The following is a 12,743-nucleotide window of genomic DNA, read 5'->3' as shown; positions in this document are numbered from 1 at the left end:
GTAAATTGGCTAACCCATCGCAACGGAAGAGGACGCATGACCAAGCCTGAAGTCGAGTTCCAGGACGGCCCCGCGCCGAGCACTCTGGTGATCAAGGACCTCGTCGAGGGTACGGGTGCCGAGGCGGCGCCCGGTGGCACCGTCGAGGTGCACTACGTGGGCGTGGAATACGACACCGGTGAGGAATTCGACTCCTCGTGGAGCCGTGGTGAGTCCATCACGTTTCCGCTGCGCGGCCTGATCCAGGGCTGGCAGGACGGCATCCCGGGGATGAAGGTCGGCGGCCGCCGCCAGCTCACCATCCCGCCGGAGCAGGCCTACGGTGCGGCCGGTGCGGGTCATCCGCTCTCGGGGAAGACCCTGGTCTTCGTCATCGACCTGCTGAACGTCGTCAACTAGCGGCGTCGCACACCCCTCGCGCGCACGGCACCGCGCGTGCCGTGCGGGTGCTCACCGGTTCGGGAATTCCAGTACCAGCCGCACCCCGCCCAGGACACTGTCCTCGAAATAGGCTCTCCCGCCGTGCAATTGGGCCTGCTGGGCGACCAGAGCCAGCCCCAGCCCGGAACCGCCCTTGGTGGCCTGGCTGCCGCGGATGAATCGTTCGAAGACCTCGGCTCGCTCCTGCGCGGGAATGCCGCGCCCGTCGTCGTCCACCGAGATCACCACGCCCTCGGGCGTGCGATGTGCGGCGACCAGCGCCCGGGTCGCGCCGCCGTGCCGGGCGCTATTGGTCAGCGCGTTGTCCACCGCGAGGCGCAGCCCGGTGGGCAGGCCCCGGATGATCAGTTCCGGATCGGTGTCGATGCGCACAGTCAACTGCGGGAAGAGCCGCATGGCGTCGTGGGCGGACTGGTCGATCAGATCACCGAGGTCGGTCTCCACGTGGTCGCGCTCGTTGGTGAGCTCACCGGCCGCGAGCCGTTCGAGTGCGGCCAGGGTCGCCTCCACCCGGGACTGGCTGCGTTGCAGATCGGCCAGGATCTCCGCGCGCTGGTCCGCGTCCAGGTCCAACGTGCGCAACACCTCGAGATCGGTGCGCATGGCGGTGAGCGGGGTGCGTAGTTCGTGTGCGGATACCGCGGCGAAATCGCGGGCGGTCTCGAGTGCGGCGGCCGTTTCGGCCTGTGCGGCGCGCACCCGATCCAACAGCGAATTCACCGCGTCGGCGAGTTGTTCGGCCTCGCGCACCCCCGACCCGTCCACCCGGGTCGCGCTCTCGCCGGTGCCGCTGTGCGCGCCGACCTGCCGGGTCAGATTCACGATCGGCCGTACCGCCCGGCCGCCGAACATCCAGCCGAGCGCTGCCGCGGCGACCATTGCCAGTCCGGCCGCGGACAACACCCAGCGACGTTGCTGGCTGGTCGCGTGATAGGCGTCGTTCAGCGGAATGCCCATCGAGACCACGCGGCCGGGCTGCTGATTCTCGGTGGTGGTCATGATGCGGTACGGAGTGTCGTCGAGGGTGACGGTGTGCGAGCCCGGATCCAGTTTCGGCAGTCGCATGAGCGTCGAGGCCTGGACCTCGCCGTCGTCGCGGACGGTCACCGCCAGATCCTTGCTGGGGGTGACCACCGACAGCACCCCGGCCGCGATCACCGGCTGCATCAGCACGATGCGCGAGGCCACGTTCAGTTCCTGATCGGCCTGGGTGATGGCGTTGCGCTGGATGGCGACCATGGACAGCCAGCCCAGCAGAGCGGTGAGGATGATCGCGCCGAGTGCGGCGGCCGCCGCCACGCGGGTGCGCAGCGAATAGGAGCGACGACGCCGTCGTCGCATCCACGGTGCCGCGACGGTCACTTCGGCGCTCGCAGCACGAAGCCGACGCCGCGGATGGTGTGCAGCAACCGCGGCGTGTCGTCGGCCTCGAGCTTGCGGCGCAGATAGCCGACGAATACGTCGACCACATTGGTGTCGGCGGCGAAGTCGTATCCCCACACCAGTTCGAGCAGGCGTTCGCGGCTCAGTACCACCCCGGCGTTGCGGGCGAGTGTGGACAGCAGTTCGAATTCCCTCTTGGTGAGCTCGAGTTCCCGGCCGTTGAGCAGGGCGCGATAGCCGGCCTCGTCGACCTCGAGCGGGCCGACGCTGATCGCGCCCGGCGTCAGCGGCGCGGGAGGGTCGGTGCGGCGCAGCAGCGCCCGGATCCGGGCGACCAGTTCGGCCAGGACGAACGGTTTGACCAGATAGTCGTCGGCGCCGGACTCCAGTCCGGCGATCCGGTCGTCCACCGAATTTCGCGCGGACAGGACACAGATGGGCACCTCGTTACCCATCGCCCGCAGTGCGGTGACCACCCCAGCGCCATCCAGGACAGGCATGTTCATATCCAGGACGAGTGCGTCGGGGGACTGCTCGGTCACGCTGCGCAGCGCCTGCGCGCCGTCGCGGGCGATGATCACCCGGAACCCGGACAGCCGCAGTCCGCGCTCGACCGAGGCCAGCAGATCCTCGTCGTCGTCGACCAGCAGAACGGTCGGATTGTCGTGGCTCGTCACCACTACATTCTGCACAGATGGGCGGGCCGGGCCCGGGTAACAGACCGTCAGTAGTTGTGGCAGCTGTCCGCGACGGCCTGGATGGTCTGCTGCATACCCGAGGCTCGGGGATCGTTCTGGATCTGCCGCTGCGCCTCGGGATGCTGGGCGAGATATTGCTGGGCCTCGGCGCGGCGCTGCTGGACCGGCTCGTCGAACTTCGCCTTCAGCTGTGCCTTCTGGCTGGGATTGGAGTCCAGGATCGAGGCGAGCTGGGGATTCTTGGCGTGTAGCGCGCGATCGACCTGATCGAAGCTGCAAGTCGAATTCAGCAGGGGCGCAACCATATCCATCGGCGCGGCGGCGGCGATGCCGGGGGAGAGCAGGGCGGCGGCGGTGGCCAGGCCACCGATCGCGAGGACGGTGCCGGTGCGGCGGCGGTTACGCAGCGTGATCATGAGAAATCCTTCCGCTCGGGGAACGACCGAGACTCTAGGGTCACGCTCTGGGGCCGCTGTGAACCGATTATGAGAAGACTATGAGGACCGGACCGGGGAGCCGTCGGCCGCCGTGCCCGGGCCCGCGGGATGACCGGCGGCGATGATCTGGTCATCCAGCGCGACCAGCACGGCGGGGTCCTCGATGGTGGCGGGCATCTCCCACTCCTCGCCGGAGACGATCTGCCGCATGGTCTTTCGCAGGATCTTGCCGGAGCGGGTCTTGGGCAGCGCCTGCACCACGATGACGTCGTACAGGGTCGCGATCGCGCCGATCTGCTCCCGGACGCGGGCGGTGAGTTCCTCGCGCAGCCGATCCGGATCGACCTGGACGGTTTGCCCGGCCCCGTCGGATTTGAGCACCACGTAGGCGATCGGGCGCTGGCCCTTGAGTTCGTCGGGGATGCCGATCACGGCGCATTCGGCGACGGCGGGATGTCCGGCCACCGCGGCCTCGATACCGCCGGCCGAGAGGCGGTGCCCGGCCATGTTGATCACGTCGTCGCTACGGCCCAGGACGTAGAGGTAGCCGTCCTCGTCGAAGTAGCCGGAGTCGCCGGTCAGGTAGTGGCCGGGGAAGGCCGACAGGTACGAGCGCACGAATCGGTCGTCATCGCCCCACAGGCCGGTGAGCGTGCCCGGGGGCAGGGGTAGGCCGATCACGATGTTGCCCTCGGTGCCCGCGGCGACCGCGTCGCCCTCGAAGTCCAGCACCCGCAGGCGGTAGCCGGGCACCGGCAGCGAGGCCGAGCCGGATTTGATCGGAAGTTGCTGCAGCCCCAGCGGATCCGCGCAGATGGGCCAGCCGGTTTCGGTCTGCCACCAGTGGTCCACCACCGGGCAGTCCGGGCGATCGGCCAGCACCACGTCGCGGGTCCACTCCAGGGTGGTGGGGTCCAGCCGCTCACCGGCGCAGAACAGCGCGCGCAGACCGGACAGATCGTGCCGGTGGGCCGCGGCGGCGTCCGGATCGGCCCGGCGGATCGCGCGCAGTGCGGTCGGTGCGGTGAACATCACGTGCACGCCGTGCTGTTCGACCATGCGCCAGTACGCGCCCGGATCCGGGGTACCGACGGGTTTGCCCTCGTAGAGTACGGTCGTCGCGCCGATCAGCAGGGGTGCGTAGACGATGTAGGAGTGCCCGACCACCCAGCCGATATCGGAGGTGGTGAGCATGACCTGGCCGGGGGCCATGTCGTAGATGTATCGCATCGACCAGATCAGCGCGACCGCGTGGCCGCCGTTGTCGCGCACCACGCCCTTGGGCTTTCCGGTGGTGCCGGAGGTGTAGAGGATATAGAGCGGATCGGTCGCCGCGACCGGAACCGGATCGGCCGGCTCGGCGTCCGCGACCATGTCCTCCCAGTCCAGCCATTGCGCGGCAACGCTTTCCGCGGAGCCCGGCAGGTGTTCGGTGGCGGGCTGGGGCGCCGCGAACCGCAGGATCGGGAAGTTCGGGCGCTGTTTGACCACCACGTGCCGGGGCGCGATGGTGCGGACCAGATCCAGCGCCTGCAACACGATCGGCGGGTACTCCAGCCGCTTACCCGGTTCCAGACCGCCCGAGGCGGTGACGATCAGCACCGGTTCGGCGTCGTCGATGCGGGCGGCCAGTTCGTGCGCGGCGAATCCGCCGAACACCACCGAATGCACCGCCCCGATCCGCGCGCAGGCCAGCATCGCGATGACGGCCTCCGGAATCATCGGCATATAGATGACGACCCGGTCGCCGGTGCGCACCCCGAGTCGCAGCATCGCCCCGGCGAACTGCGCCACCTCGGCAAGCAGTTCGGCATAGGTGTAGACGACGGTGGCGCCCGTCATGGCGGAGTCGTAGATGAGCGCGGGCTGGTCGGCGCGGCCTCCGGTGGCGTTCCAGACTCGATCCGAATTCGATCCGGTCTCGATGAGATCACGACCCGGCGCGGCCGCTGTCGAGGGCTCTATCGGTGTGATATCGCGCACATGACGGTCCAGTGCGTTGTAGCAGGTGTTGAGCCGAGCGTCGGGAAACCAGCGGGCCGTCGGGCGGGCGGTGCCGTCGAGAATCTGCGTGGGGGGAACATCCCAGCTGACAGCAGCCGCGGCCGCGCCCCAGAAGTCCGACGGGTCGACCAGGCTCGTCTGGTAGGTGGGCCGGTACTCCTGCTGTGCGTTCAACCGTGTGACTCCCTGCCTCGCCTCGACGCCCGCCTCGATAGATCAGCCTGATTGTGGCAGACTTCACGCGGCGTCCGGGCGGGCGCCGCGACCTTTGATTTTGTCCAGAACAGGCTGGTCAATGTGCGGAGGTTGCCAACAGGTCACACAAGAAGTTATTGATCCGTTAGAATCGCATGTCACATATTTCGGCCGTCAAGGACGCAATTTCACGGCCTGCCGCAGATCTCGGCCCGCTGTGCCAAACGAGTCCAGCCATGCGATCGTGGAGGCTCGCTGATGGCGCATGGCTGGGGCCAGTTTGGAAAGTGAGTGAAGATGCGCGACGCCGCTAGGTCCGGCAACAAGCGTTGGGCGCTTAGCAACTGGGACCTGCGTTGGAAGGTTACGGCGGTTCTGGCCGTCCCCCTTCTCGTTGCGGTGGTGCTCGGCGCGTCCAGGATCGCGGCGCAGTTCAGCGACTCGAGTCGACTGGATGCCGCGGTGACACACGTCGGGGCGATTCCTGCGGTGACCGGCCTCAGTGGCGCGGAGGCCACGGTGGCCAGTGAACAGATGGCGCAGATCGCCCCGGGCCAATCGCTGGTGCAGGACGCCGATCTCACCGCCCTCGACAACGCCATCAACTCCGCCCAGAAGAACTCGGCGCGGCTGGACGGCGTGCCGGGCGGGCAGAGCGCGCTCGACCAGATGATCACCGGTGCCAAGGAGGTGCGGGCCAACGGACACACGCCGTCCCCCTCGGTCACCGACGCGGTCAACCACGAGGAGAGCATCCGGCAGAACAGCGTCCGGACGACCGAGCAGATCACCTCGACCGTCTCCGACCCGCAGGTGGAGCAGGCCAAGCTGCGCCTGGTCGACACGCTGAACACCCGCGCGGTGGAGGTTTCGGAGGTCGCCGCCATCTCGGAGGCGCTGCGCGGCGATTCCAAGGGCGCGCTGCGCGACTTCCAGATCGCGGCCAACACCGAGCGGCAGATGCTCTCCACCCTGGCGCACCGCTTCCCGGACAACGATCCGACGATCACCGCGCTGAACCAGCTGGTGAACAAGCGAATCGAATTGGCCGGCAGCCCGCAGGCCGCCGTCGGCCAGATTCCGGTCGCCGACCTCAAGCAGTCCCTGCAGGACAGCCTGTCGTACTACCAGAAGATCGTCGACAGCTCGACCAGTCAGATCACCGCGCGAGTGAACCACCTGGCCGACGACGCCCGCACCGGCGCGATCCGGTACGCGATCATCGTCATCGCGACGATCATGGCGGCGCTGCTGCTCGCGGTCGTCATCGCGCGCTCGATGATCGTGCCGCTGCGCAAGCTGCGCCTGGCCGCGCTGCGCGTCGCCGAGCACGACCTCGGTCACGAGGTCTCCCGGCTACGTGACGGCGCATCCCCGGAGGACGTTCCGCTCGAGCCGATGCCGGTGCACACCGACGAGGAGGTCGGCCAGCTCGCTCGCGCCGTCGACGACATCCACGGCCAGGCGTTGCGCCTGGCGGCGGATCAGGCCTCGATGCGTACCCAGGTCAACGATATGTTCGAGACCCTGGCCCGGCGCTCGAAATCCCTTGTCGACCATCAGCTCTCGCTCATCGAGGCGATGGAGTACGACGAGAAGGACCCGCGTCTGCTGGAGAACCTCTTCCGGCTGGACCACCTCGCCGCCCGTATGCGACGCAACGGCGACAACCTGCTGATTCTGGCCGGTACCCGGCAGCGGCGCGGTAAGTCCGCGCCGGTCGAGATCGCCGACGTGCTGCGCGCGGCCATCTCCGAGGTCGAGGACTACGAACGGGTGAAACTGGGCGCCACCCCGCGCGGCGCCATCACCGAACCCGCCGCCTCCGATCTGGCGCACCTTTTCGCCGAGTTGCTGGACAACGCGCTGCGCGCCTCGCCGCCGGAGACCGACGTCAAGTTCACCTTCGCGCAGGCACACGATCAGGGCCTGCTGGTCGAGGTCGCCGACCGCGGTATCGGCATGCCCCCGGCCGAGATGGCCGACATCAACCGCCGCCTGGAGACCGCCGCCGAGGTGGGCCCGGACACCGCGCGGCACATGGGTCTGTTCGTGGTCGGCCGGCTCGCCGAGCGGCACGGTCTGACGGTGCGGCTGCGGCCCACCTTCGACACCGCCCGGGATCCGGGCGTCACGGTCACGGTGCATCTGCCCAAGCCGATCATCGTCGCGCCGGTCGGCGGCACGCTCGCCGTGCCGACGCAGGCCACCCCGCAGGTGCCCACGCCGTCGCAGCCGATTCCGGTGCAGCCGCAGTCGACCACTCCGTCGGCCACCATGCAGACGCGTGCGGTCACCCGTACGCCGAGCGGCAACATGATGGTGACCGTGGACCCCGGTGTCAGCGGGGCGATCCCGACCGAATCCGAGGATGTCGAGGACGCCGTATCGGCCCAGGGCGTGATCGGGTCCACCCCGCCCGCGCCGAACGGCGGCCTGCCGCTGCGTCAGCCGGGAGGCGCGGCGCCGAGCGGGCTGCCGCAGCGTCAGCCGGGCAGTGCGACGCCCGGGGGACTGCCGCAGCGTCAGCCCGGCGCGGATGGCCCGACCCTGCGGCGCAGCACCGTCGACGGCGGTCCGGGTCTGCCGCAGCGCGAGCCCGGCGCCAACGGTCCGCAGATGCCGGGTGCGCAGCCCGGCGCGAATCTGCCGCAGCGCCCGAATACCGGTGGCGGACTCGCGCAGCCGCAGGCCAACCTGGCCGCGAACATGCTCAAGCGTCAGCCCGGCGCCGCGGGCCAACCGCGCACCGGCGGTCTGCCGCAGCGTCAGCGCGGTGACAACGGTGCGCCACAGCGTGAACCCGGTGCGGGCGGTGTGCCGCCGCGCGCGGCCGGTGGCCCCGGCGGCCTGCCGCAGCGCGGTATGGGAGCTGCGGGTCTGCCGCGTCGCGGAGGTCCGGCGGGTCCGGATGCGCCGGGCGGTCCGACGCCACCGCAGGGCCCCGGCGGTCTGCCGGAGCGTCCGGCCGCCAACCGGCAGCCGGGTCCCGGTGGTCTACCTCGGCGCGAGCCCGGTGCCAACGGCCTGCCCCAGCGCGGACCCAGCGGTCTGCCGCAACGGGGCGATGGCCCGCCGCAGCGCGATACCGCGGGTAACGGCCTGCCGCAACGCGGACCGAACGGTCTGCCTCAGCGGGATGCCGCGAAGGGCGGACTGCCCCAGCGTGATACGGCGGGCAATGGTCTGCCGCAGCGCGATTCGGCCGTGCCGCAGCGGGATACGCCGGGCACCGGCCTGCCGAAGCGCGATCCGCTGACCGGGGATCTCCCGCAGCGCGATGCCGCGAGCAACGCCCTGCCGCAGCGGGATTCGTCCGCCGGTGGTCTGCCGCCGCGCGAAGGCGGTCTGCCGCAACGTGAGCCGGGTGCCAACGGTCTGCCGCGACGTCAGCCGGGTGCGAACGGTCTGCCGCAGCGCGGGCCGGGTGGTCTGCCGCAGCGGGATGCCGCGAGCAACGGTCTGCCGCAACGGGAGAACACCGGCAACGGTCTGCCGCAACGGGAGGGCAACGGCCTGCCCAAGCGCGAGAGCCCCGGTCTGCCGCAGCGGGAGAACACGGCCGGCGGTCTGTCGAAGCGCGATCCGCTCACCGGGGATCTGCCCAAGCGCGATGACCCGCTGACCGGCGATCTGCCGCAACGCGATTCCGCCGGAACCGGTCTGCCGCGGCGCAGCCCGGCTTCGCCCGGATTGCCGCAACGGGATTCGGCGGAAATTGGGATACCGCAGCGGGATTCGGGTATAACCGGTCTGCCGCAGCGCAAGCCCGGTGCCGAACTGCCGCCGCGTCCGCTGCCGACGCCCGGCCTGAGCCTGCCGCCCGCGGATCGGTCGGCCGAGAACACAGACAAGGGGGAGGACCTGGGCGAGGGCCGCGAACGCGGTCGCCACAGTTTCAAGTCCAACCCGCAGAAGACGGCCGCGTTCTTCCAGACGCGGTTGCAGCCCACCGAGGACACTCGCTCGTCGATGGCCGACAGTCCGATCTTCGCGGAGATGATGTCGGCCTGGCTGGCGGATCCGAATTCGGATCGTTCGCAGGTGGCTGCCGCCTTCGAGTCGCCGGGCGACGAAGGCTGGGAGGCCGCCCGCCGGGCGGTCGAGGCGCCGTCGGACAAGCGCACCGCATCCGGACTGCCGCAGCGCGATCCGGGTAACCGGCTCGTTCCCGGCGGTGTCGGTGGCAAGGTCGACCGGGTACCGAGTAGCCGTGACCCCGAGTCCATCAGGTCAAGTCTGAGTCGTCACCAGCAGGGCGTCCGGGATGGCCGCGCAATGAAGGCAATGAACCTTACCGGAGATAAAGGAGACCGATGAACCCCGATCTAGGTGGTACGAACCGTCAGCTGGACTGGCTGGTTTCGAACTTCGCCAACGAGGTTCCTGGCGTCGCTCATGCCGTGCTGGTTTCGGCGGACGGTCTGTTGATGGCCGCGAGCGCCCAGTTGCCCGTGGACCGTGCCGAACAGCTATCCGCAGTGACTGCCGGGCTGGCCAGCCTCTCGGTGGGTGTGTCGAACCTGTTCGAGGGCGGCACCGTTCTGCAGTCGGTGGTCGAGATGGAACACGGCTACCTATTGCTGATGGCCGTCGGCGACGGGTCCTATCTGGCCGTGCTGACCAACACGTCGTGCGACATCGGCCAGGTCGGCTACGAGATGGCGTTGTTGGTCGAGCGGGTGGGCCAGACGGTTCAGGCGACGCCTCGCGTCACGATGGGTTCCTGATGGTGGGATGGACATAGACAACCAGCGCGTGGGGAGCGCCGAGCCGAGCCTCGTACGCCCATACTCACTGACCGCCGGCCGTACGCGGCCGACGGTCGAGTTGGCGTTGGAGGCCCTCGTCGCAGCGCAAGCGGTCGCCTTCGAGCGGCAGTTCGAACTCACCAATATCGAGACGTCAATTGTGGAGTTGTGCAGGGAGTCGCCATCGGTTGCCGAACTGGCTGCCCGGCTGGGTATCCCGATCGGGGTGGCACGCGTTCTCGTTGCCGATCTCATCGAGGCCGGACATGTACGAGTCTCGGCGACATTGAAGGACGACTCGAGCGACGATGAACGTCGCGAGCTGATCGAAAGGGTTCTTAGTGGACTCCGGCGTATTTGATTCGACGGCCCAGGTCGATACCCGCACCAGTAAACCTACCTCGGCGAAGATCGTGGTCGCGGGCGGTTTCGGTGTGGGCAAGACGACCCTGGTCGGTGCGGTTTCGGAGATCGTTCCGCTGCGCACCGAGGCATTGGTCACCAATGCCAGTGTCGGGGTCGACAGCCTGGCCGCCGTGCCGACCAAGAACACCACCACGGTGGCGATGGACTTCGGCAGGATCAGCCTCGCCGACGACCTCGTGCTCTACCTGTTCGGTACACCGGGGCAGTACCGCTTCTGGTTCATGTGGGACGACCTGATCCGCGGCGCCATCGGCGCCGTGGTCCTGGTCGACACCCGCCGGCTGGAGGACAGTTTCGCCGCCGTCGATTACTTCGAGGCGCGGAGCCTGCCGTTCCTGGTAGCCATCAACGAATTCGACGATGCGCCCAGGTATCCGACCGAGGACATCCGGCAGGCGCTGGCGGTCCCGGCGGACGTGCCGATCATGTCGATCGACGCGCGTCGGCGCGAGCCGGTCAAGCAGGCGCTGGTCTCGGTCACCGAGTACGCGCTGCGCAAGGTCGTACAGGGCTACTGAGCGGCCCGGCGATCCAGGGTCGCGAGCCCTGTCGGCCGGCGAAGGGCCGCCCGGCGCTCCGCGGCGTGTTCCGGCGCTACGGAGTGATCCCAGTCGCACCCTTGCCGGGGATGCGCACGATCGTCCGATCCGAGTGGGTCGGATGTGTCGCGCATCCCGGGCAAGGGTGCGACTGTCCGTGACTCGATGAGGGCTGCCCTCCATTAGCTCTCACCGTCACGAATGCCGTGTGGCGGACCACCCACGCCTCCGCGAACATATCTTCAACGGGGTTGACCGGGCCCCGGCCCGACGAGCGGAGCGGAGGCCGAAGATTCAGTCAGCGCGAGAGTTCTTGGCGGAGTTGCTCGATCAGGATTCGTTCGTGAGCTGGGATCGGCCGCCGGTGGAGGTGGCCGCGGGGCCGGAGTATCGCGAGGACTTGCGCCTGGCCGCCGAACGCGCGGGGGTGGACGAGTCGGTGGTGACCGGCGAGGGCCGGTTGCGGGGACGGCGGATCGCCGTGATCGCTTGTGAATTCGGGTTTCTCGCGGGTTCGATCGGGGTGGCGGCGGCCGAGCGGATCGTGCTGGCGGTGGAGCGGGCGACCGGACTCGGGCTGCCCCTGCTGGCCTCGCCGACCTCGGGCGGGACCCGGATGCAAGAGGGCACAGTCGCTTTCGTGCAGATGGTCAAGGTCGCCGGGGCCGCGACGATGCACAAGGCGGCCGGATATCCGTACCTGGTGTACCTGCGCGATCCGACGATGGGCGGAGTGTTCGCATCCTGGGGTTCGTTGGGGCACATGACGTTCGCGGAGCCGGGCGCGCTGATCGGCTTCCTCGGGCCCAGGGTGTATCGGGCGCTGTACGGGCGGCAGTTTCCCGCTGGCGTGCAGACCGCCGAGAATCTGTATCGCAGCGGGGTGATCGACGGCGTGGTGCCCGCCCGGGTGTTCCGGCGGATCATGCATCGGTTGTTGAACGTTGTGGACAACTCTCGGCCACAGGGGATTTCGGAATCGAGCGAGCCGGCCGGGTCGCCGGCTGCCGAACCCGCCGGGACGGATGAGACGAAACAGGCTGCCGGACAACCGAGTTCGGCTTCGATCCGAGCGGCCTGGGATTCGGTACTGATCTCCCGCCGTCCGAGCCGTCCCGGAATACGCGACCTGTTGCGCCACGTGACGGACCGAGTTCCATTGAGCGGCACCGGTCAAGGCGAATCGGACCGGACCGTGGTTCTCGCCCTGGCCCGCCTGCGTGGTCGGTCGTGCGTGATATTCGGTCACGATCGCGCGGGGCAGACCGACGAGAACACCATGGGCCCGGCCGCTTTGCGGGAGGCGCGGCGCAGCATGCAGTTGGCCGCGGAACTGCGCCTGCCGCTGGTCCTGGTGATCGACACCGCCGGTGCGGCGCTCTCGCGCGAGGCCGAGGAACGCGGGCTCGCCCCCGAAATCGCCCGCTGCCTGGCCGATCTCATCACGCTCGGCACCCCCACGGTGTCGGTGTTGCTCGGACAGGGCAGTGGCGGCGGCGCGCTGGCCCTGCTCCCGGCCGACCGGGTACTCGCCGCGACGCACGCCTGGCTCGCGCCGCTGCCGCCGGAAGGCGCCAGCGCCATCGTCTTCCGCGATACCGAGCACGCGCCCGGCCTCGCCGACGCGCAACGCATCCGCGCGTCCGACCTGCTGGCCGACGGGGTGGTGGATCGCATCGTGCCCGAGAATCCGGACGCCGCGGACGAACCGGTCGATTTCGCCCGCCGTATGGTGAGCGCGATCGCCGCGGAGTTGACCTGGTTGGGCGGTCGATCGGCGGACGAACTCGTGCTCGCTCGGCAGCGGCGATATCGCCGCTTGGGCTTGCGATGAGTGACCGATGGCGGACCAACACGCTCGGGAGCGTT

At 69.1% G+C, this 12,743-nt stretch carries 10 protein-coding genes; 6 read left to right on the top strand and 4 right to left on the bottom strand.

The features are described 5' to 3' along the window. Positions 1 to 36 precede the first annotated feature (36 nt). Positions 37 to 399: an FKBP-type peptidyl-prolyl cis-trans isomerase gene (locus AC5WS7_RS22875; protein ID WP_495956607.1), complete on the top strand. Its 363-nt coding sequence runs from the start codon at positions 37 to 39 to the stop codon at positions 397 to 399. Between the two features lie 51 nt (positions 400 to 450). Here the strand turns inward: AC5WS7_RS22875 and AC5WS7_RS22870 are convergent, their stop codons facing one another. The 4 genes from AC5WS7_RS22870 to AC5WS7_RS22855 form a co-directional block, all read right to left on the bottom strand. Then, positions 451 to 1,803, bottom strand: coding sequence for a sensor histidine kinase (locus AC5WS7_RS22870; RefSeq protein WP_495956606.1), 1,353 nt, complete (start codon positions 1,801 to 1,803; stop codon positions 451 to 453). Beyond that, the gene (locus AC5WS7_RS22865) at positions 1,800 to 2,504 is read right to left on the bottom strand and encodes a response regulator transcription factor (RefSeq protein WP_495956605.1); all 705 of its coding nucleotides are present in this window, start codon (positions 2,502 to 2,504) and stop codon (positions 1,800 to 1,802) included. The genes AC5WS7_RS22870 and AC5WS7_RS22865 overlap by 4 nt, the downstream gene beginning before the upstream one ends. Before the next feature lie 44 nt (positions 2,505 to 2,548). Further along, complete coding sequence (locus tag AC5WS7_RS22860) at positions 2,549 to 2,938, bottom strand: hemophore-related protein (protein WP_495956604.1); 390 nt, start codon at positions 2,936 to 2,938, stop codon at positions 2,549 to 2,551. A gap of 78 nt (positions 2,939 to 3,016) precedes the next feature. Then, positions 3,017 to 5,137: an AMP-binding protein gene (locus AC5WS7_RS22855; RefSeq protein ID WP_495956603.1), complete on the bottom strand. Its 2,121-nt coding sequence runs from the start codon at positions 5,135 to 5,137 to the stop codon at positions 3,017 to 3,019. Positions 5,138 to 5,455: 318 nt separating this feature from the next. Between AC5WS7_RS22855 and AC5WS7_RS22850 the strand changes: the two genes are divergently transcribed. From AC5WS7_RS22850 to AC5WS7_RS22830, 5 genes are all read left to right on the top strand, one after another. Further along, positions 5,456 to 9,478 (top strand): sensor histidine kinase, encoded by a 4,023-nt coding sequence (locus tag AC5WS7_RS22850; RefSeq protein ID WP_495956602.1) that lies wholly within the window; start codon positions 5,456 to 5,458, stop codon positions 9,476 to 9,478. Next, entirely contained in the window at positions 9,475 to 9,888 is a 414-nt protein-coding gene (locus AC5WS7_RS22845) for a roadblock/LC7 domain-containing protein (protein WP_011207200.1), read from the top strand. Before AC5WS7_RS22850 ends, AC5WS7_RS22845 begins: the two co-directional genes overlap by 4 nt. 7 nt (positions 9,889 to 9,895) lie before the next feature. Then, complete coding sequence (locus AC5WS7_RS22840) at positions 9,896 to 10,270, top strand: DUF742 domain-containing protein (RefSeq protein WP_040818858.1); 375 nt, start codon at positions 9,896 to 9,898, stop codon at positions 10,268 to 10,270. Then, positions 10,251 to 10,853, top strand: coding sequence for a GTP-binding protein (locus tag AC5WS7_RS22835; protein WP_174435003.1), 603 nt, complete (start codon positions 10,251 to 10,253; stop codon positions 10,851 to 10,853). Before AC5WS7_RS22840 ends, AC5WS7_RS22835 begins: the two co-directional genes overlap by 20 nt. A 364-nt stretch (positions 10,854 to 11,217) precedes the next feature. Then, complete coding sequence (locus tag AC5WS7_RS22830) at positions 11,218 to 12,708, top strand: carboxyl transferase domain-containing protein (RefSeq protein ID WP_495956601.1); 1,491 nt, start codon at positions 11,218 to 11,220, stop codon at positions 12,706 to 12,708. Positions 12,709 to 12,743: the final 35 nt, after the last annotated feature.

The sequence above is a fragment of the Nocardia sp. PLKS1-43 genome (assembly GCF_059510335.1).
The sequence above is the reverse complement of the archived record's forward strand: the minus strand, read 5'-3'. Positions and strand labels throughout refer to the sequence as shown.

Excerpts from the sequence above, each read along its gene's own strand:
- AC5WS7_RS22845 (WP_011207200.1), top strand. The coding sequence starts at position 9,475 with ATGAACCCCGATCTAGGTGGTACGAACCGTCAGCTGGACTGGCTGGTT.
- AC5WS7_RS22875 (WP_495956607.1), top strand. The coding sequence starts at position 37 with ATGACCAAGCCTGAAGTCGAGTTCCAGGACGGCCCCGCGCCGAGCACT.
- AC5WS7_RS22860 (WP_495956604.1), bottom strand. The coding sequence starts at position 2,938 with ATGATCACGCTGCGTAACCGCCGCCGCACCGGCACCGTCCTCGCGATC.
- AC5WS7_RS22850 (WP_495956602.1), top strand. The coding sequence starts at position 5,456 with ATGCGCGACGCCGCTAGGTCCGGCAACAAGCGTTGGGCGCTTAGCAAC.
- AC5WS7_RS22840 (WP_040818858.1), top strand. The coding sequence starts at position 9,896 with ATGGACATAGACAACCAGCGCGTGGGGAGCGCCGAGCCGAGCCTCGTA.